The sequence below is a fragment of the Xanthomonas sp. AC360 genome (assembly GCF_979258225.1).
Map to the genome: position 1 here is coordinate 3842583 of NZ_OZ409846.1, position 19646 is coordinate 3862228.

Consider the following 19646-nt stretch of genomic DNA (forward strand, 5'->3'; position numbering starts at 1 on the left):
GGCGCGGCTTCCTCAGGAATGCTTGTGGAAGATGATCCGGGCCGGGTTGCCGAACACGCTGGCGCCAGCCGGCACGTCCTTAACCACGACCGCACCGGCACCGACCACGGCGCCGTCGCCGATGTGGATACCGGGCAGGATGGTGGCGTGCGGGTGAATCGTCACCTCGTTGCCAACCACTGCGCCGCCACCGATGAAAACGAAACTGCCGATCTGCACGTAATCGCCGATTCTGACTTCGTGCGCAATGATGGACGTAGAGAGCACGGTGACGAACTCGCCGAGCCGGCTACCCGACCCAATGGAAACGCGCGAATCGAACACGCCTCCGCGCCCGATGTAGCCGGCAGCGGCCTCACGCGATGGCGGCGGATGGAACACGATGAAGTCCGCACCCTTGTCGATCAGCGCCCTCGAATAGCGCCGCCGCGCGGCGGGATCTCCGATTGCGCAGATGAAGATATCGCCTTCGACGGGGTGATAGGTGGAAGGGTTTCCTACGATCGGCCAACGCGATGTGCCTTGCAGATGCGTTCGGTCATCCAGAAATCCCTTGATGTCCCACTCCACCCCGCATGCTGGATCTTCGTGAAGCGCCAACGATGCGATATCCCGCCCATAACCACCGGCGTTGACGATCACCAGGTGGTAGGGCAGGGCAGGTGTATCGGCTGTCATGCGAATTCCACTCCTCCATCCATGCTGAAAGCCTGTCCGGTGACCTTGCTGCTCGCGTCAGACAGGAAGTACAGGCACGCCAGTGCCACATCTTCCGGCTGGCCGATACCAAGCGGATAGCGCTTGCGACTTTCCTCGAACCAGGCTTTGTCTTCGTTGATCAATGAGGTTTCGACCAAGCCGGGGCACAACGCGTTTGCGCGAATCTTGCGGCGTGCAAGTTCCAGCGCCAGCGGACGCAAGGTGCCGATCAGTGCGGCCTTCGAACCTGCATAAGGGCCGACGCCAACGGTGCCGGTGAGCGCGGCGATCGACGATAGAAAGATCACCGACGCGCCCGGCCGAAGTGATTGGCGCGCCAGCAGGTGTCGGGTCAGCATCACCGGTGCGAGGTAATTGATGTCCAGGACCTCGCGCAGAAACTTTTCGCTGACCAGTTTCATCGGCGCAAGCCCACGAATGCCGGCGCTATGGACCACTCCGTCGAGCGGGCCGGAGTTGGTGGCTAGCTGTTGCAGCACGGTTGCATCGCTCAGGTCGCCAACGAAAAGACTGTGACCATCGCCAGACAACGATGCCAGCACGGCTTGCAGGCGCTGTTCATCGCGTCCGGCGACGATCAGGCGCGCACCGGCACCGGCACAGGCCTGGGCGACGGCCTCTCCAATGCCTTTGGACGCACCGGTTACCAGAATCGTCTTGTCGGCCAGTCCAAACAGTGTTTGCAGCAGCACTGAGGTAGCGTCCGTAGAGGGCATGATGGTCTGGCTGCTCATAAGCGAATCGGCAAAGAAATCCCGCCGTCGATGGTCAAGGTGCTTCGTGTGATCCAGCGGCTCGCGGCGGACAATAGATAGGCCACGCCGTTTGCGATGTCATTCGGGTCGATGCGGCCCAGTGGCGTCAGCCCGATCTTGTCGTCCATATCCGCAGCGGTGCCCAGTTTTTTCAGCATCGGCGTGTCGACGTAGCCGGGTGCGATGCAGTTCGCACGAATACCGTGCTTGGCCTGCTCGAGCGCAAGCGTGCGTACGGCCGCTTCCAGCGCGGCCTTGGAGGCGGCGTAGCCGGCTGCGGCCTGTGGTGCGGCACGCGCAGACAGTGCCGACACGTAGACGAGCGATGCGCCTTCGGCCAGCCGGCGCTTGAAGAGCAATTGCTGCGTCAAGATGATCGGCGCTAGATAATTTACCGACAGCATTTGCTGCAGATGCTTTTCTGCCGCCATTCGGAACGGCACCAGCGCGGCAACACCCGCGCAAGAGGCGACGCCGTGGTAGCGCTCGGATGCCTCCAGTAAGCGGGTGCGGGTTTGCTCGTCGGTGAGGTCGCCGGCGATGACGCTATGACTGCTGCCAGCCAGATCGGCAGCCACTGCCTCCAAACGCTGCGTATCGCGGCCATTGAGTACGATGGTGGCTCCCAACCGCGCACACAGCGTGGCGACAGCTGCGCCGATACCCGATGACGCACCAGTGACCAGGATTGTTTTATCGATCAACCCGAATGCATCGGTCGTGGCGATTGAAGCCATGCTCACGACTCGATCAAATCAGGAAACACCGCGCCTTCGATATCCATCAGGCAGCTACCCCAAGACAGCCCGATGCCGAAGCCGCACAGCAGCACACGCTTGCGGCCGGATTCAAGTTCCTTATTGATGCGTACTGTCATGGTCACTGGCAACGAGGCGCCACTGGTGTTGCCGAAATCACGCAACGTGGAGGGCACCTTTTCCACCGGAAGGCCGAGCTTCTTGCGAATGGTCTCGTTGATCATCCGGTTGGCCTGATGGAACACGAAGTAATCGATCTCATCCTTGGAAACGCCGGTGTAGTCGAGCAGCTTCTGCACCGCCGGTGGAATACGTTGAGTGGAGAAGCTCAACACCGCCACGCCATCCAGGATCAGGTCGGTTGCGCGGCGCCAGGGGCCATCGGGTTCTTCGCGGAACGGAATCAGGTGCTGCATGGCAACCGGTTCGCGTTGACCGCCCACCGGCAGGATGATCGCTTTATAGCCGCTGCCATCGCTGTTGAGGTCGAAATACATCGGCGGCGCATCGGCGCTGAACTCCAGCGCGGTGGCGGTGCCGGAGTCGGAGAAGATCGGGTCTTCCAGGTTCGCGCTACGGTCGCCCACCAGCAGCAGACCCTTTTTGACGCCGCCGGCGGCGATCATCGAGCCGAGCAGGTTGATGCCGAACGGGTAGGCCGAGCAGCCCAGATTGACGTCGAACGCCACCGTGGCATGCGATAGGCCGAGCCGGTCCTGCAGGATGATGGCGGTGGCCGGAATCGGATAGTCCGGCGATTGCGTCACTACGATCAGTGCGTCGATCTCTTCGCGCTTCCACTGTAGCTTGTCCAGCAGCACTTCCGTCGCATCGAAGGCCAGGTCCGAAAAGCACTGCCACTCCGAGGCCATGCGGCGCGTCTCGATGCCGATGTTGCGCACCAGTCGCTCGCGTTCGGAACGGATCTGCGGCCGGCAATCGGTGAGGTTGGACACGACCCGCTTCGGCACGCAGGTCGCCATGCCGGCAAAGCGGACGTTGTGCAGCGTGGAGGTCGGCATGTTACGCCTCGGTCAGTGTGTAGAGATCGCCCACGGTGACGGCAGTGGTGAGATGTTCGCCGGTGATGGTCTTGCCGTACTCCATGTCGAACATGACGATCACGCCCAGCGCGGCCAGCGAATCCCACTCCGGCAATTCCAGCAGCACGGTCTCCAGCGTGACCTCCACCGGTTCCTGGAAGTCGGTGGCGGAGAGGAAGTTCTCGATAAATGTTGCCTGGGTCATGCGATCTCGCCTGGTTGCCTGTTGAAGAGATGGAAGTCTGAAATGCAGGTGCAGCGTGTTGCGATCATGTTGCCTGTGCGCCGGCGATCAGGTCGGCGATGGTGTCGACCTGATCGCTGTGCAAGCCGGGAAAGATCGGCAGGCACAACACCTGCGCGGCCACCGAGCGCGCCACCGGCAACCACGCCGGTGCCGATGAGGGCAGGGCGCGATACATCGGGAAGTCGCTGATCAACGGATAGAAGTAACGCCGTACCAGGATGCCGTGTTCGCGCATCAACTGATACAACGCATCGCGCGACAGCGGGTAGTCGTCCTGCACCAGGATCGGAAAATACGCGTGATTGGCGCTGGAATGCTGCGGCGATGCCACGCAGCGGATGCCGCGCACTGCGCTCAGCCGCTGCCGGTACTGCGCGTCGATGGCGCCGCGTTGCGCAATGGCCTCGTCGATGTGCTTGAGTTGCAGCAGGCCGAACGCGGCGCTGATCTCATTCATCTTGCCGTTGATGCCCGGTGCGACCACCGTGGTTTCGTCGACGAAGCCGAAATTTTTCAGATGCCCGATGCGTTGATAGGTTCTCTCATCAGGACACACGATGGCGCCGCCTTCGAAAGTGTTGAACACCTTGGTGGCATGAAAGCTCAACACGCTCAGGTCGCCGTGACGCAGGATCGAGCCGCCGTCATCGCGCACGCCGAACGCATGTGCCGCGTCGTAGATCACCTTGAGGTTGTAGATGTCGGCGATGCGCGTGATCGCGGTGGTGTCGCACGCGGTGCCATAGCAGTGCACCGGCATGATCGCTGTGGTCTGCGGGGTGATGGCCGCTTCGATCTTGGACGGGTCCATGTTGAGCGTCACCGGGTCGATATCCACGAACACCGGGGTGATGCTCTTCCACAGCAACGAGTGCGCCGTGGCCACGAAGGAGTAGGGCGTGGTGATGACTTCGCCGGTGATGCGCAGCGCCTGCAGGGCGGTGATCAACGCGGTGGTGCCGTTGGTCAACAGGGCCAGATGCGGCACGCCCAGGTAGTTGCACAGCGCCTGCTCGAGCGCACGGTGCATCTCGCCGCCGTTGCTGAGGATGCGACTGGTCCAGATCCGTTCCAGATACGGCAGAAAGTCTTCCAGCGGCGGCAGCAGCGGACTGGTGACGGGGATGGGCATCAATGCCTCGCTGGGACGGGTGAATGTCGGGATTCCGCCGCAACCGGTGGCTGCGGACGGACTGATCCTGTTGAAGCAAGCGCTATGCCAGCGGGCGCTGGCGGAGCGGTGGCCCGCTCAGTTCGCCAGCTCGGTCTGCTCGCGGTCGATGCCGTACTTGCGCAGCTTCTCCACCAGCGTGGTGCGGCGCAGGCCGAGCAACTGGGCCGCATGCGCAACCACACCCTGGGTGCGTTCCAGGGCTTCGTTGATCAAGGCCAGCTCGATGGTGGCCATGTGGCCACGCAGATCGATGCCGTCGTCGGGCAGGCTGGCGGCAGCGGCCGGTTCGGCATCGGCCGTCTTGGGCTGCAGCGTCACCACGTTGCTCGGCAGTGCGCCAGCGTCGGTGGGCGCCGCCACAAAGGCTGGTTCCGGCGGCAGCTCGACCGGAATGGACGATGCAAAATCGCCGCGATAGCGCGCCGGCAGGTCCTGCACGCGCACCAGGCCACCTGGATGCAGCACCGCCAGGCGCTCCACCAGGTTGGTCAGTTCGCGCACATTGCCCGGCCAGTCGTAGCTGCGCAGCGCCTGCAAGGCTTCATCGGCAAAGCGCACTTCGCCGCGCCCGGTACGCGCCAGCTGGCCGGCAATCGTCTGCACCAGGATGGCCAGATCGTCGACGCGCTCGCGCAACGCCGGCATTTCGATCGGGAACACGTTGAGGCGATAGAACAGATCCTCACGGAACTGCCCGTCGCTGATGCGCGTTTCCAGGTTGCGGTGGGTAGCGGCGATCACACGCACGTTGCAGCGGATGGTCTGACCACCGCCAACGCGCTCGAAACTGCGCTCCTGCAGCACGCGCAACAACTTCACCTGCATCGGCAAGCTCATGTCGCCGATTTCGTCCAGCAGCAACGTGCCGCCTTCGGCCATTTCGAAGCGGCCCTTGCGTGTGGTCAGCGCGCCGGTGAAGGCGCCTTTTTCGTGACCGAAGAGTTCGCTTTCGAGCAGATCCGGAGGGATCGCGCCGCAATTGATTGCGACAAACGGCCCGTCGCGGCGCGGCGAATGTTGATGGATGGCGCGGGCGACCACTTCCTTGCCGGTACCGGATTCGCCCAACACCAGCACGGTGGTGTCGAACGCGGCCACCTGATCGATCAACCGACGCAGGCGGGTGACTGCCTCGCTGTTGCCGGTCGGACCGGTGTCCTGCTGCACGCCGGCCTGATGCTCGGCATCCAGACGCTTGAGGCTTGCGCGGCGCAGCAGGGCTTCCAGCTGTGCGTGACGCAGGGGGGTGTCCAATGCCCAGACATTGGCTTCGTGCAGGCCGTGCGTCTGCGCAAACGTGATCGGGCTGCCTTCCATCAACAGCACCGGCGGCGGCAGCTTGGCATCGGCCAGCCAATCGAAGAATTTGTCGGCCTGCGCGGCGTCCTGCGCCGAGCCCACCATCACCGCCATCCACTCATCGTGGCGGTGACGGCCAGGATTAATGTCGGCGCCGTCGGTGACCCAGCGGGGATTGAAGTCCATGAACTCGAGCAGCGACACGGTGCGCTCGGCGCGCACGGCGTCACTGTCGATCAACAGAATGCGGGACTCACTCATTCCTGGCTCCTTCCGTCAGGCCCTCCAGGATTGGCATGACTTCCTGGATATAGGACAGCTTGCTGACAAAATTGTCAGCACCCGCGCGAAGAGCGTGTTCACGATGCTCGGCATCGTCGAAGTGGCTCGCGATGACAATATACGGCGGATCGTCCTGCGTCTTGATCAGACGCGTTGCCTGCAGTCCGCCCATCTCGGGCATGGCCAGATCCATCAGCACGACATTGGGGCGCAGCGACTCAGAGCGCTCGATCGCTTCCAGTCCATTGGCGGCACTGCCCACGATGTTGAGCCACTCCACTTTGCGAAAATGACGCATCGCAGCGTTGATGAAGCCCTCGTGGTCGTCGACCAGCAGCACGGTGAGTTTGCTCATAGTAGTCCTTATCCCGCTCGCGCAAGCAGCGGTTTGTTATTACGGCGGCGCTCGCGGGCCGGGGCGATCTCGAGTTGTTCGCGGTATTTGGCCACGGTCCTTCGCGCAATATTAACGCCCTGGCGCGACAACAGGCCGGCGATGGCTTCGTCGGCCAGCGGGCGACCTACCGGCTCGCTCTCGATCAAACGACGCACCATGGCCTTGACCGCCTGGCCGGAGACGCTGGCGCCTTCCAACCGCACGGCGAAGAAATGTTTGAGTTCGAAGGTGCCACGCGGGGTTTGCAGGTATTTGCCGGTGGTAATGCGCGAAATCGTCGATTCGTGCATGCCGATTTCGTCGGCAATTTCCTTCAACGTCAGCGGTGCCATCGCTTCTTCGCCGCGCGCCAGGAAGGCGGCCTGGCGTTCGACGATCGCACGCGTGGCGCGCAGCAGGGTTTCGTAGCGCATCGACAGCCCGCGGGTCAGCCAGCGCGCTTCCTGCAGCATGTCGCGCAGCGGCTGCGCGGCATCGCCGGCCTCGGCCAATGCGCGTTCGTGTACCGGATTGATGCTGACGCGGTGCGTGGTGGCCGGATTCAACGCCACGCGCCAGCTGCCATCGGCATGCCAGGCGAGCACATCCGGAATCACGCTGGCGTTGCTTTCCTGCAGCAGGTCGTCGCCCGGGCGCGGCTGCAGCGACAGGATCAGCCGCACCGCTTCGCGCGCATCGTCCACTTCGGCATCGTGCGCACGCGCCAGCAGCGCGTAGTCGTGGCTGGCCAGCAGATCCAGATCGCCGGACAGGATGCGCGCAGCCAGATGACGAGCCGGGACGCGGCCGGGCAGGGCATTCAACTGGGCTTGCAGGCACTCGCGCAGATCGCAGGCGGCCAGGCCGGCCGGGTCGCCGTGCAGCAGGCGCTGACGGATCGCTTCCACTGCCTCAACGGTCATACCCAGGCGGGTGGCGCCAAGCTGTTGCAGCGTCGACAGCGCCTCGGTCAGATACCCCGCGTCATCGGTCTGCTCCAACCAGAACGCGGCGGCCCCCAAAGCGGCCTCGTCCAGGTCCAGCGCCAGTTCGCGCAGGATGCGCACATGCGGGTCGGTGGACTCGCCGGCGGCCACGCGCTGCATGCGGTCGTCGTCGCCATCGTTCCAACTGCTGCTCTGCACGTCCCACATCGTGCTTTCCGGCAGCTCATCGAACGCAGCGATATCGCCGGCGCCATCGTCGTTGGTGGTGGCCTCATCCCCGTTATCGGCCAGCTCTTCCAACTCCAGCAACGGATTGGTTTCCAGGGCACGACGGATTTCCAGTTCCAACTGCATGCCGTCCAATTGCAACAGACGGATCGACTGCAGCAACTGCGGGGTAAGGTGCAGTTGCTGGCCAAGCTGGGCGGAAATGGTCGTCTTCATGGAAGCGCTTCCGAAGGGCGCTGCATGCAGCAGCGATGGAACGCATCTTGCAGGACAAAGCGACGGGTTTCTAATCAGGGAGTCAGGTGAGGTGACTCATGATTTTCCTGACAGTCTGTCAGGAACTCCCTGACATGAAGGGCGAGCTCAAGCGTGCCCGCCGGAATTCCGTCACTGTTTTCGTCGCGGCGGCCCTGTGCGGGCCGCGCCGGGTGTTTCGAATAACCGATACGGCGATTGCGGCTGCAATCGCTCAGACCAGTTCGTTGTGATGCTTGGCGGCGAGCAGGACCAGGTCGTTGGCGCGACGACAGCCCAGCGATTCCATCATGCGCGCGCGATGGGTTTCGACCGTCTTGACGCTGATGCCCAGGTCGGCGGCAATTTCCTTGTTGCTCTGTCCGCGGCCGATCTCGCGCAGGATTTCGCGCTGACGCGGTGACAGCGCGGCAATACCGACCGGTTTTTCGCGGCCCAGCATCGGCGCGATCATCTTGGACGAGATCTGCGGGCTCAAGAACACCTGGCCGGCAGCGGCGGCACGCAGCGCCAGTTCCAGCTCCAGCGGCGCGGCGTCCTTGACCACGAACCCGACCGCGCCGCGATCGAGCGCATCGCGCACGTGCACCGGGTCGTCGTGCATCGACATCATCACCACATGCGTGCGCGGCGCAGCGCGCAGCACGTCGGTCATGGCATCAAGACCGCTACGGCCGGGCAGGGACAGGTCCATCAGCACCAGATCCGGGCGATGCAGGGATGTCATATCCAGGGCTTGTTGCGCGTTGCTGGCCTCAGCGACGACATCGATGCCGGCGAAGGTTTGCAGCAGCCTGGACAGGCCTGCACGGACAAGGGTGTGATCGTCGACGATGATGACTCGCACGGCGCAGATGAGACCTTTTTTCGGTATGGGGCACCTTAGCCGACCCGGCGCCTGGCGCCAACTAGCGGGATCAGCGCTGGCGGCGGGCGTCGGCGATCTGACGGCGATGTAAACGAAACAAATGACGTTCCAGGGCGTCCTGCAAACCCGGCGACAGGGGCGCGAACCGCAGCCACAGCCACTGATCGTGACCATCGCTGGCGCTTGCCAGCACCTCGGCAGGAAGCTGTACCAATTCAGGAAGCCAATCGGATGGCTGCAGGCAGACACTGCCCGTGGTGCCCGGCGTATGGCTGGTTGCGCAATTCAAGCGGATGCCGCGGACCGACCAATGCACCACATCCTGGATCAGGCCACTGTCTCCCTGGCGGACCAGGCGGCCGATCAGTGCCAGCATCAGATCGAGCTTGGCATCCATGCGTTGCACCAGCAGCGGCAGTTCGCCACGGTCTTCGCTGGTTTCTTCGCTACGCAGGTCTTCGACCTGGCCTAGGCTGCGCAGCAGGGTTTCTGCGGCGCTGTGCGAGCCGGCGTCGGCACCGGCGCGGAAGCCGGCCGGCAGACGCAATTCGCAACTAAGCGTGTCGGCAAACAGCTCGGCATCGGCGGATGGCGCGAGTGTGCCGAGCGCGGTCATCAGATCCGGCCGACCCGTGCGTAGGCGAGGCTGGCCGACGACGAGGTGCGCTGCGCGCGGATCAGGTCCAACAGCTTGCGGCGACGGTCGAGCATCATCCGCATCAAGTCCTGCTGCATCGTCTGCAAGGTCTGCAGCGCGTCGCGGTCCTGGCTTAGATCCACGTGCTGCGCATACTCGCGCAGGTGCAGGTCATGGCTGTCGAGCAGGAACGGCATCGCCTCGAAGTCCTCTTGCGCCATGGCGAGGCGGAGATCGGCGATTTCGGCTTGAAGGCTTTGCGCGTTATGCATGGCTGGACTCAGGAAACCGCAGCGAGGCCGCGTTGTTCGAGGGGGATGGAGTTCCACGCCGAGTCGATTTCGCTGAGCAACTCCAGCGCTTCGGTCAACGCAGTCTCGTCGTTGTGCAGGTTGGCGGCGGTCAGACGCTGCATGACGTAGTCGTACAAGGCCGACAGGTTACCAGCGATCTCGCCACCGGCTTCGTGATCGAGCGAGCCGTTCAAATGACCGACGATCGCGCAGGCTTCGCCAATGGCCTTGCCCTTGCGCGCCTGGTCGCCTTGCGCCAGGCAGGCCTGGGCCAGACGGATGCGCTGGCAGGCGCCAGCGAACAGCAGCGACACCAGTTTGTGCGGGTCGGCTTCGGTCACGCTGGTGGACACGCCGACCTTGCGGTATTGCTCGGCATATTGACGATTGGAACCGTACATGGATGACTCCTCAATGGGCTGACCTTCGCTGGTCCCGGAGCGCTGTGCTCCTGCGACGACGCTCCTGCCAGAAGGCAAGGCCGAAATCACGATAGGCCCTTCTTGTATCGGCAAGACCCTTGCGGGACTTGAGGATCGGCATCACGGAAATCAGCTGTTCAACAGACTGCTGAGCGAACTGGCGCTGCTCTGCAGCTTGCTGATCATGGTTTCCATCGCGGTGAACTGCGCGGTGTAACGATCGGTCAGCTTGGTCATGCGTGCGTCCAGATCGTCCAGGTCGGCCTCATAGCCCTTGATGGTCTTGTTCAAGCTGTCCGAGCGCAGGGTCAAGGTGCCGTTGTTGGCGTTGACGTTGCTGTCCAGCAGCTTGGTCATGCCGGAGCCGAACTTGCTGTCCTTGCCGAGCACCTCGGCGGCAGCGCCGCCGTCGGAGGCGATGGCGGTGTCGAACTTGGCACCGTCGAAGCTCATCACGCCATCCTTGTCGATGGTCAGGCCCAGCGCCTTGAGCTCGTTGACGTTGCCGCTGACCTGGCCGCGCAATTGCTGCTGCAGGCCACGCACCAGCGAGTCGCCGGTCAGTGCCGAGGCGGTCTTGGTGGTGGCGTCGTAGGCGCTGCTCTTGGCCAGCAAGGTGTTGGCGGTGTTGTAGGCGGCGGCGTACGCAGTCAGATTGGCCTTGAGGCCGCTGGTGTCGGCGGCGACGCCCAGGTTGAACTTGGTGCCTTCGGCGGCCTTGGTCAGGTTGAGCACCACGCCCGGCACGATGTCGCTGATGGTGTTGGAACTGGAGGTGCGCTCGAAGCCGTCCACGCGCACCAGCGCATCGGCGGCAGCCACCTGCTGTGTCAGGCCGCCGGTGACACCGGCGCCGAAGGTGAGGCTATTCAAGCTCGGGTCGCTGGCGCTGACGGTCAGCGCCCCCTTGGTGCCGGAGTCGACCGCGTTGAAGACCAGGTGCTGGCCATCGTTGGCGGTCACCACGCTGGCGGTGACGCCCTTGCCGCCGGCGGCCTTGTTGATGGCTGCAGCGATGTCGGTGAGCTTGTCGGTACCGCTGATGTCGACGGTAACGCTCTGGTCGCCGTAGCCGATCGTCAGCGTGCCGCTGCCGACCGTGGCATCGGCGGTGAATGCGCCGGAGGCCAGTTTCTGCGACGCGGCCAGCGAGACCACTTCCACCGAATAGTCACCGGGCGCGGCCGAGCTGGTGGTGGTGGCGGTGAAGCCGGCATCGGTCGGAACCGTCGCCTTGTAGGCGTTGGTATCGGCACTGCTGACAACCTTGTCCAGCGCAGACTTGAGCGTTGTCATGCTGCTCTTGATCTGACTGATGGCCGACAGCTGCGTGGTCGCTGCGGTGCCGGCCTTGTTGATGCGCGCCTGCTCCGGATCCTTCTGACGGGATACCAGGGTGGACACCACGGTGGGGATATCCAGCCCGGAGCCGGACGTACTGATCACCGATGCCATGTTGCATTCCTCGTCTGGGCATCCGGACAGCGGATGCATGGGATTACGAGACGGGTATCGGCCGCATCCGGGAGGACTTTAGCGGCGCCGACGCGTCTTGTTGACCACCAAGCGGATGCAACTTCCGTGCCGGCCGCGCCAAACGACCGGCGTCAAAAAACCCGCACCCACAAAAAAGCCCCTCCGAAGAGGGGCCTTTGATTTGCTGCGAAGCGCTTCTGAACGACTGCGGCAAGTTACTGCAGCAGGCTCAGCACGTTCTGCGGAACCGACTTGGCCTGGGCCAGCATCGCGGTACCGGCCTGCTGCAGGATCTGCGTGCGGGTCAGCTCGGCGGTTTCCTTGGCGTAGTCGGTGTCGCGGATACGGCTACGCGAGGCCGACAGATTTTCCGAGGTGGCGCTCAGGTTAGCGATGGTGGAGGTGAAGCGGTTCTGCACCGCACCCATGTCGGCGCGCGAGGAGTTGACCGCGGTCAGCGCCTTGTCGACGATTTCCAGGGCCTTCTGCGAGCCGGAGAACGTGGAGATATCCAGGCTGCTCAGGGTCGAAGCGGTGGTGCCGGAAGCGGCCGAGGCGGTGGTGATGCCGGCGCCGACGGTGATGCCGGTGGCGCTGGAGGTGCCAGCGGACAGCGAGGTGAAGTCCTGGCCGGCCTTCAGCGATTCGATCTGCACCGAGCCGTCGCTCTTGATCGAGGCGTACATGCCGGTCTGGTCCAGCTTGTCGTTGATGGCCGCAGCGACCTTCTTGTTCACATCGGCAGCGGTGTCGCCCGAAGCGACTTTGACGTCAGCGATGGAGACGCTCTTGGCCGAACCGCTGGCGTCCTTGAACGACAGGCTGATGCCGCTGACCGAACCCGACGCGGTGGCGGTGCCGGTCACGCCAGCGGCGGAGACGGCGGCAGCGAAGTTGGCCTTGCCCAGCGAATCGACGTTGGCGTCGACGATGCTGTTGATGCCGATGGTCTGGCCGGCGTCGGCGCCGACCTGGAACAGCGCGCCGGAGAAGTCGCCGTTCAACAGCTTGGTGCCGTTGAAGTTGGTCTGGTTGGCAACGCGGTCGATTTCAGCGGTGAGCTGCTTGACTTCGGAGTTCAGCGCGTCGCGGTCGGTGGCCGAGTTGGTGGCGTTGGACGACTGCACCGACAGCTCGCGGATACGCTGCAAGTTGCTGCCGATTTCGACCATCGCACCTTCAGCGGTCTGGGCCAGCGAGATACCGTCGTTGGCGTTGCGCGAGGCAACGTCCAGGCCGCGGATCTGCGTGGTGAAACGCTCGGAGATCGCCAGACCGGCGGCGTCGTCCTTGGCGCTGTTGATGCGCAGGCCCGACGACAGACGCTGGATGCTCGTCGACATGCTGGCGCTGCTGGTGGTGAGGTTACGCTGAGCGTTCAGCGACATTACGTTGGTGTTGATTACCTGTGCCATTTTGATTTCTCCTAAGCGATTTTTCCGGCAAGGGGGACTTGCCCGGAGCCTCCGCAGGGGGGCCATCAAGTTGGCCGTTGCCGCTGCTGAGATGAATAACGGCGTTGCGTCGGGAACCTTTAGCGAAATTCAGTATTTTTTTACTGTTTTTCTGCTGCGGGACGAAATGCGTAAGCGTTGTGTATCAAGGGGTTTGGTTTATTCGGCAGCGCCCCTTAAATCTTTAGCGTTGGTATAACCGTTCGAAAAATAAACTCCGTCCGCCTGCGCAAGTGCTCACGCGCAGGAGCGAAGAAAACGCAGGTTTTCTGCTGCAAATCAGCGGATCATGTTGAACAAGGACGACGACTGCATCTGCTGAAAAATGGTCTGAGCGGCCTGCAAGGAGGCCTTCTCCAGTTCGTACTGCCCGATCGCCGAGGCGTAGTCCAGATCGCGGATCGACGACAGGGTGGTCTTGAGCGTGACTTCGTTGGATTCGAGCAAGGAGTTGGCATTGTCGATGGCCGACAACTGCGCGCCGCCAGAGGCGCGCGCGTCGATCATCTTCGACGAGGCCTGCGCGATGTCGCGCATGGACGTCTGCAGCGTATTGATCATCGCTGCCTTCTGCGGCTTGGTCAGCGTGTCGGAATTGAGCGCGCCAACCAGATCGTCAATGGTGGAGAACACGTCCTTGGTGGTGGAGGCGCCGATCTGGAAACTGTCGCCGACCGCCGGTGCGCCGCTGATGCGCATGCGCACGCCGGCCGCGGTGATGTCGTCGCCATCCTTATAAGTACCAGTGCTGACCACTGCATTGGTGCTGTCGCGTACCTCATAGGTGTCGGCGGCGGTGAACTGCACGCTGTAGCTGCCGCCGTTCCAGCTGCCGGTACTGGCATCGCGGCTGAAATCCAGCAGCAGGCCGGTGCCGGTATTGGCGTTGGAGGGGTGCGCGTCCACGGTGCCGTCGCCGGTGCGGATGCGCATGAAGATTTCGCTGCCGGGCAGGGTGTCGCTGACAAAGGTGTCCGGCGCCACTTCGACTTGCTTCTGGGTCTGGTCGCCGTTATAGACGACGCCGCCATTGCTCTTGATAAACGGTGCGCTGCCATCGGCGCTGCCGCCGAACAAATAGCGCCCGGTGCCGTCGGTGCTGTTGGCCAGGCTCACCATGCTGTCGCGCAACGCGGTCAGTTCCGATGCTATCGCCTTGCGGTCGTCGGGGCTGAGCGAGGAGTTGTTGGCCTGCACCGCCAATTCGGTGACGCGCGCCATTTTGTCGCCGGCTTGCGAGAGCGCGTTTTCCTGCAGGCCCAGGCGGTTCTGCACGTTGTTGGCGTTTTCGCCGAAGCGGGTAATCGCGGCCAGCGCGCGATCCAGGCCCACGGCAGTGCCGGCAGCGACCGGGTCGTCTTTGGCGGTCACCAGGCGCTGCCCGCTGGACAGCTGCGATTCGAGCTGGTTGAGCCGCGTCTGCTTGGCGCCCATCGAGGCGATCGACTGGCTGTACATCATGCTGGTGGAGATACGGTCGGTCATCAGCGTACGGCGCCCAGGATGGCTTGGAAGATGGTGTCGGCGGTGGAGATCATCTGTGCGGCCGCCTGATAGGCCTGCTGCAGCTTGAGCATGTTGGCGGCTTCCTCATCGAGGTTGACGCCGGAAATCGAATCGCGACTGGCCTGCGCCTGGTCGTTGATGACCTTCTGCGCGTCGGCGGCGTAATCGGCCGCACGCGCGGCCGAGCCCACCGAAGTGGTCAGGCCCGACAGCGCGCCGTTGAGCGTGACCGTGCCGCCGCTGAGCGCTTTGGCATCGTCGATCTTGGCCAGCAACTTGGCATTGCCGTTGTCGCTGGAGCCGGCGCCCGTCGGACCGACGCCGAACGTGTCGCCAGCCTTGGGCGCGCCATCCAGCGCGAAGCTCCAGCCGTTGGCGCTGATGGTCTGGCCGGGGGTGTAGGCGAATGGGCCGGCGCCATCGATGGTGTATTGGTTGGCATCGATGAACTCCACCGACGACGGTGTCAGCAGCGCCGGGTTCTGCGCATTGGTGATCTTGACGTCGCTGATCTTGCCGGAGCCCAGGTTGGCGACGGTGGCGGTGGCCTTGACCGGCGTCGCTGCGGCAATGCGCGACGGGTCGGTGATGGCCACCGCCACGGTGCCGGCCAGCCCGGAAGTGGGCTGCAGCAGGAATTTGTCGCCGCTGGCCGGCGTGCCGCCGACCACCATGCTGACGCCATTGAGCACCAGCGGGTTGGCAGCGGTGCCGGTGCCGGTCATCGGCACGGCCGCGCCGGTGCTGGCGCTGGTGGCTTTCCACGCGGTGCCATCGAAGCTGAGCGTGACGTTCTGCCCGTCCACGGCCGACATATTGCTGAAACTGGCGGTCAGCGAAGCGGTGCCGGTATTGCTCGGGTTGGCCGCGGTGGTGGGCGAGCCGATGTTGAAGAAGTTGCCGCCCATCGCGCCGTACAGGTCCATACCCTGGGCGTGACCGGCGTTGAAGGTGCTGGCCATGCCCACCGCAAGGCGGCCCAGTTCGGCCTGGGTCGGCTCCAGCACGCTGCTGCGGAATTCCAACAGGCCGCCAATCTGCCCACCTAGCGAATTGGCGCTGAGGCTGACGTTCTGCCCCTGGGTCTGCATCGCCACCTGCAGCTTGGTCGGCTGGTACGGATCGGCGACGGTGGTGAGCTTGGACGAGGTCGTCCCCACCACCAGCGCTTGGCCGCCGGCGGTGAAGACATTCATGAAACCGCCATCCTGGATCACCGCGGTGCCGCCGGTGTAGCCCACCAGTTTGCTCACCAGCGCATCGCGCTGATCGAGCATGTCCGGCGCAGCGTTGGCCGCGCTATTGCCGATGGTGCCGTTGAGCTTGGCGATCTGCTGCGTCAAACGGTTGACTTCGTCCACCGAGGACGTCAATCCGCTGTTGACCTCGTTGCTCAGGCTGTCCATCTGCCCGTTGAGCTGCTTGAAACGCGTCGCCAGCGAGTTGCCGCTGTCGAGCATGCTCTGGCGCTCGGCGGTGGAGGAGGCATTGGACGACACCGCGCTGGTGGAATCGAAGAAGTTCGACCACAGCCCGGCCACGTTGGTGGCGGTGTTGGAATACAGCGCGTCCACGCGGTTGGATAGCGACGACAGCTGCTGCAGGCGCGAGAGTTCGCCGCCGCTGTCGAGCAGGCGCGAGATGGCCAGCTGGTCCGCCACCCGGCCCACATCAGTGATCTTGGCGCCATTGCCCACAAACGCGTAGCCCATGTCGGTGGGCGTGCGCGTTGCAAATTCCACGCGTTGGCGGCTGTAGCCTTCGGTATTGATGTTGGCGACGTTATGGCTAACGGTCGACAACGCCCGTTGGAAGGCGATCAGCGCGCTGGTCCCGGTGGACATGATGGACATGGGCGTTTACCTCAACGACGGATGGTGCCAAGCCCGGCAGGCTCGGCGGTGCTGGCGTAACGGTTGGACAGATCTGCCGCTGCGTTGCCGATGGCGGCGACCGCACGGTCGATGGTCGGGCCGTTGGCGATCGCCGCGATCTTGGCTGCGTAGCCCGGATCGGTGGCGTAACCAGCCTGTTGCAAGCCGCGTGCAAAACCCTTGATATCGGTGCCGGCCTGCAACGCGGATTGATAGCGGCTGTTGTTTTTCAGCAGGCGCACGTAGTCTGCAAAGCTCTCTTCGGCCGAGCCATAGGCGCGGAAGTCGGCGGTTTCGGTGGTTTTGACGCCGTTGACGTATTCGTGGGTGCCGGTGGTGACCTTGTTGCCACTCCAGCCGGTCGCCTTGATGCCGAACAGGTTGTTGGAATCGCCACCGTTGCCGATGCCGCGCCGCCCCCAGCCGGTTTCCAGCGCGGCCTGTGCGACCAGCGCACGCGGGTCCACACCGAGTTCGCGCGCGGCCTTCTGTGCGTGCGTCCAGATCTTGGCGACAAAGCCTTCCGGGGTGCGCTCGCCCAGGCTGGCAGCAGCAGTGCTGGCCGCGCTTGCGTTGACGGCGGTATTGGCAGCGGCGGCGTCGCTGGCGGCCACATCGGACCAGCGATCGTTGGCCGACGGCCAGCTCAGTGCGGCCGCGTCGTCGCTGCCGGCATCGCTGCCGCCGCTGCGCCCGGCGATCAGATCCAGCACCTGGCTCATGCCGATACCGGTCAGGCCGCCTGCGCCGATGCCTGCAGCGGCGCCGACAGCTGCGCCGAGGCTCGCACCGACGCTGGTTGCCGCGCCGTCGCGGGCAGGCAGCGGCAACGAGGCATCGCGCTTGCCGGCGACCAGGGCATAGGCCTTGGCCGCTTCGGCGGTGCTCAGCGAGGTGTTCAACGCCGGGCCGCCAGTGTCGCCACTCAACTGCTTGGAAATCATCGCCGACAGGCCCAGGCCCTTGCCTTCGGTCAGCGCCTTGGCCATCTGCTGGTCGTACATCTCGCGGAACATCTGGTTTTCGCCAGGAAACATCGGGTCGCCGGAGCTGGCATCGCGCATGCTCTTGACCAGCATCTGCGCGAACTGGCCTTCGAGCTGACGTGAGACTTTGTCGATCTTTGCGGGATCGGCCTTGGTGCTCGGGTTGAGATCAATGGGCGAGGCTGCGATACGCATGTCAGATGACCTCTAGCTCCGCCGTCAGCGCGCCAGCCTGCTTCAGGGCTTCGAGAATGGCGACCAGGTCGCCGGGAGCCGCGCCCACTTCGTTGACCGCGCGAACGATCTGATCGAGCGTGGTGCCGCCTTCGAACTTGAACATGCGGCTGCCTTCGGAGGTCGCCGTGATCGTGGACTGCGGTGTCACCGCCGTGCGGCCGCCACTGAAGGCGCCCGGCTGGCTGACGTTGGTGTTTTCGCTGATGGTCACGGTGAGCGAGCCATGCGCGATGGCGGCCGGCATCACCCGCACCAGCTGGCCGATGACCACGGTGCCGGTGCGTGCATTGACCACGACCTTGGCCGGTGCATCGCCCGGCGAGAGTTCGACATTTTCCAGCCGCGCCAGCAGGCCGATACGCGCGCCCGGGTCGGTGGGCGAGCGCACCGCCACGGTCACGCCATCCACCGCACGCGCGGTGCCGGCGCCGAAGCTGCTGTCGATCGCTGCGACCATGCGCGAGACGGTGGTGAAGTCGTTCTGGTGCAGGTTGAGGGTGATCTCGCCGCTACCGGCGAACACGTCCGGCAGGGCGCGCTCAACGGTGGCGCCATTGGGAATGCGGCCGACGCTGGGAATGTTGACCGACACCCGCGAGCCATCCTTGCCCTGCGCACCGAAACCGCCAACCACCAGGTTGCCCTGGGCCATCGCATAGACCTGGCCATCGGCGCCTTTCAGCGGTGCCATCAGCAAGGAACCGCCACGCAGCGACACCGCGTTGGCGATCGAGGACACGGTGATGTCGATCGGCTGGCCCGGCTTGGCGAACGGCGGCAGCTCGGCGTGGATCGCCACGGCCGCGACGTTTTTCAGCTGCGGGTTGACGTTCGCCGGAACATTGACGCCCAGCTCGCCGAGCAGGTTTTTCAGGCTCTGTACGGTGAAGGGCGCCTGGCTGGTGCGGTCGCCGCTGCCGTCCAGGCCGACCACCAGGCCATAGCCGACCAGCGCGTTGCCGCGCACGCCGCCGACCTGGGCGAGATCCTTGATGCGTTCGGCCGATGCCGGTGCGGCAATCGCGCACAGCGCGACGGCGGCGGCGAGCAAACGGAAGGGCAGGGATGACAGATTCATGGTCGCAGGCTCAGTAGGGCGACAGACGGGAATTGAAGAAGCGGCTCAACCAGCCCATCGCGTTGGACTGCGCGATCGCGCCGCGGCCGCCGTAGGCGATGCGGGCATCGGCCACCTTGCTCGACGGCACGGTATTGTCCGGGGAGATGTCGGCGGCGCGCACGATGCCTTGCACCTGCACCAGCTCGTCGCCCTGGGTCAGGCGCAGATTCTTCTGCCCCTGGATCACCAGATTGCCGTTGGGCAGGCGCTGCATCACGGTGACGGTCACGCTGCCTTGCATGCGGTTGCTCTGCGCCGTGTTGCCCTTGCCGGCAAAGCTGCGGTCGCCATTGGTGGAGTTGCGCAGCACGTCGGTGCCGTTGACGGTGAGCGGCACGCCAAGCAGCGTGGGCGTGCTCATGTCGACGGTGTCGGCCTTGCTGATGCTGGTGTTGGCGGTGGACGAGGCGGTGGTGCTTTCCACCAGATTCACCGTCAGCAGATCGCCGACGTCGCGGGCGCGGCGGTCGCCATACAGGTTCAGCCCCGGGCTGGCGGCATAGATCGCACCGGCGCTGGGCTGCGCCACCGGCGCGACCACCGGCACGATCGGCGCCAGTTCGGCGAACGGCCGCACATCGCCGGCTGCCACGCAGCCACCCAGCAGCGCGCTGCAGGCAATGGCAAGAGACAGCGAAGAGAGAGAGGGCAGGCGTGACATGGCGTGGATTCCTGAGAGGGCAGCGACC

21 protein-coding genes are annotated in these 19646 nt (G+C 64.2%); 1 reads left to right on the plus strand and 20 read right to left on the minus strand.

The genetic code is table 11. The annotated features are described in order from the left end of the window. Positions 1-12: 12 nt before the first annotated feature. From ACZZ0O_RS16440 to rpoN, 9 genes are all read right to left on the minus strand, one after another. The gene (locus ACZZ0O_RS16440) at positions 13-678 is read right to left on the minus strand and encodes a PglD-related sugar-binding protein (protein WP_463591291.1); all 666 of its coding nucleotides are present in this window, start codon (positions 676-678) and stop codon (positions 13-15) included. After that, entirely contained in the window at positions 675-1454 is a 780-nt protein-coding gene (locus tag ACZZ0O_RS16445) for an SDR family NAD(P)-dependent oxidoreductase (protein WP_463591292.1), read from the minus strand. Before ACZZ0O_RS16445 ends, ACZZ0O_RS16440 begins: the two co-directional genes overlap by 4 nt. Further along, the gene (locus ACZZ0O_RS16450) at positions 1451-2212 is read right to left on the minus strand and encodes an SDR family NAD(P)-dependent oxidoreductase (RefSeq protein WP_115512927.1); all 762 of its coding nucleotides are present in this window, start codon (positions 2210-2212) and stop codon (positions 1451-1453) included. The genes ACZZ0O_RS16445 and ACZZ0O_RS16450 overlap by 4 nt, the downstream gene beginning before the upstream one ends. Before the next feature lie 2 nt (positions 2213-2214). Then, entirely contained in the window at positions 2215-3255 is a 1041-nt protein-coding gene (locus ACZZ0O_RS16455) for a ketoacyl-ACP synthase III (RefSeq protein ID WP_463591293.1), read from the minus strand. Between the two features lies 1 nt (position 3256). After that, on the minus strand, positions 3257-3481 hold the full coding sequence (locus tag ACZZ0O_RS16460; RefSeq protein WP_463591294.1) for an acyl carrier protein: 225 nt from the start codon (positions 3479-3481) through the stop codon (positions 3257-3259). A gap of 64 nt (positions 3482-3545) precedes the next feature. Beyond that, the gene (locus tag ACZZ0O_RS16465) at positions 3546-4655 is read right to left on the minus strand and encodes a DegT/DnrJ/EryC1/StrS family aminotransferase (protein ID WP_463591295.1); all 1110 of its coding nucleotides are present in this window, start codon (positions 4653-4655) and stop codon (positions 3546-3548) included. 117 nt (positions 4656-4772) lie between these two features. Beyond that, on the minus strand, positions 4773-6257 hold the full coding sequence (locus tag ACZZ0O_RS16470) for a sigma-54 dependent transcriptional regulator (RefSeq protein WP_055854474.1): 1485 nt from the start codon (positions 6255-6257) through the stop codon (positions 4773-4775). Further along, complete coding sequence (locus tag ACZZ0O_RS16475) at positions 6250-6633, minus strand: response regulator (protein WP_005997154.1); 384 nt, start codon at positions 6631-6633, stop codon at positions 6250-6252. Before ACZZ0O_RS16475 ends, ACZZ0O_RS16470 begins: the two co-directional genes overlap by 8 nt. Before the next feature lie 8 nt (positions 6634-6641). Further along, entirely contained in the window at positions 6642-8045 is a 1404-nt protein-coding gene (gene rpoN, locus ACZZ0O_RS16480) for an RNA polymerase factor sigma-54 (protein WP_055854472.1), read from the minus strand. Between the two features lie 98 nt (positions 8046-8143). On the opposite strand from rpoN, the gene ACZZ0O_RS16485 reads away from it, so the two are divergent. Continuing rightward, positions 8144-8317 carry a hypothetical protein gene (locus ACZZ0O_RS16485; RefSeq protein WP_463591296.1) on the plus strand — a complete coding sequence of 58 codons (174 nt, stop codon included), beginning with the start codon at positions 8144-8146 and terminating at the stop codon, positions 8315-8317. On the opposite strand, the gene ACZZ0O_RS16490 is transcribed toward ACZZ0O_RS16485, so the two are convergent. The 11 genes from ACZZ0O_RS16490 to flgH all read right to left on the minus strand — a co-directional run bounded on the left by ACZZ0O_RS16490 (position 8299) and on the right by flgH (position 19618). Then, the gene (locus ACZZ0O_RS16490; RefSeq protein WP_055854470.1) at positions 8299-8931 is read right to left on the minus strand and encodes a response regulator transcription factor; all 633 of its coding nucleotides are present in this window, start codon (positions 8929-8931) and stop codon (positions 8299-8301) included. The two genes, ACZZ0O_RS16485 and ACZZ0O_RS16490, sit on opposite strands and share 19 nt — an antisense overlap. Before the next feature lie 70 nt (positions 8932-9001). Beyond that, positions 9002-9568 carry a PilZ domain-containing protein gene (locus tag ACZZ0O_RS16495; protein WP_463591297.1) on the minus strand — a complete coding sequence of 189 codons (567 nt, stop codon included), beginning with the start codon at positions 9566-9568 and terminating at the stop codon, positions 9002-9004. Beyond that, positions 9568-9861: a hypothetical protein gene (locus tag ACZZ0O_RS16500; protein WP_055854464.1), complete on the minus strand. Its 294-nt coding sequence runs from the start codon at positions 9859-9861 to the stop codon at positions 9568-9570. Before ACZZ0O_RS16500 ends, ACZZ0O_RS16495 begins: the two co-directional genes overlap by 1 nt. Before the next feature lie 8 nt (positions 9862-9869). Then, positions 9870-10283: a flagellar export chaperone FliS gene (fliS, locus tag ACZZ0O_RS16505; protein ID WP_055854461.1), complete on the minus strand. Its 414-nt coding sequence runs from the start codon at positions 10281-10283 to the stop codon at positions 9870-9872. 150 nt (positions 10284-10433) lie between these two features. Beyond that, a complete protein-coding gene (gene fliD, locus ACZZ0O_RS16510; RefSeq protein ID WP_463591298.1) occupies positions 10434-11759 on the minus strand; it encodes a flagellar filament capping protein FliD in 1326 nt (441 codons plus the stop codon). A gap of 236 nt (positions 11760-11995) precedes the next feature. After that, a complete protein-coding gene (locus ACZZ0O_RS16515; protein ID WP_115561989.1) occupies positions 11996-13195 on the minus strand; it encodes a flagellin in 1200 nt (399 codons plus the stop codon). 318 nt (positions 13196-13513) lie between these two features. Further along, positions 13514-14719 carry a flagellar hook-associated protein FlgL gene (flgL, locus tag ACZZ0O_RS16520; RefSeq protein ID WP_055854455.1) on the minus strand — a complete coding sequence of 402 codons (1206 nt, stop codon included), beginning with the start codon at positions 14717-14719 and terminating at the stop codon, positions 13514-13516. Beyond that, positions 14719-16593 carry a flagellar hook-associated protein FlgK gene (gene flgK / locus ACZZ0O_RS16525; RefSeq protein ID WP_055854453.1) on the minus strand — a complete coding sequence of 625 codons (1875 nt, stop codon included), beginning with the start codon at positions 16591-16593 and terminating at the stop codon, positions 14719-14721. Before flgK ends, flgL begins: the two co-directional genes overlap by 1 nt. An 11-nt stretch (positions 16594-16604) precedes the next feature. Further along, on the minus strand, positions 16605-17795 hold the full coding sequence (flgJ, locus tag ACZZ0O_RS16530) for a flagellar assembly peptidoglycan hydrolase FlgJ (protein WP_463591299.1): 1191 nt from the start codon (positions 17793-17795) through the stop codon (positions 16605-16607). A gap of 1 nt (position 17796) precedes the next feature. Continuing rightward, positions 17797-18915 (minus strand): flagellar basal body P-ring protein FlgI, encoded by a 1119-nt coding sequence (locus tag ACZZ0O_RS16535; protein ID WP_055854446.1) that lies wholly within the window; start codon positions 18913-18915, stop codon positions 17797-17799. A 10-nt stretch (positions 18916-18925) separates the two neighbouring features. After that, entirely contained in the window at positions 18926-19618 is a 693-nt protein-coding gene (gene flgH / locus ACZZ0O_RS16540; RefSeq protein ID WP_463591300.1) for a flagellar basal body L-ring protein FlgH, read from the minus strand. Positions 19619-19646 lie beyond the last annotated feature (28 nt).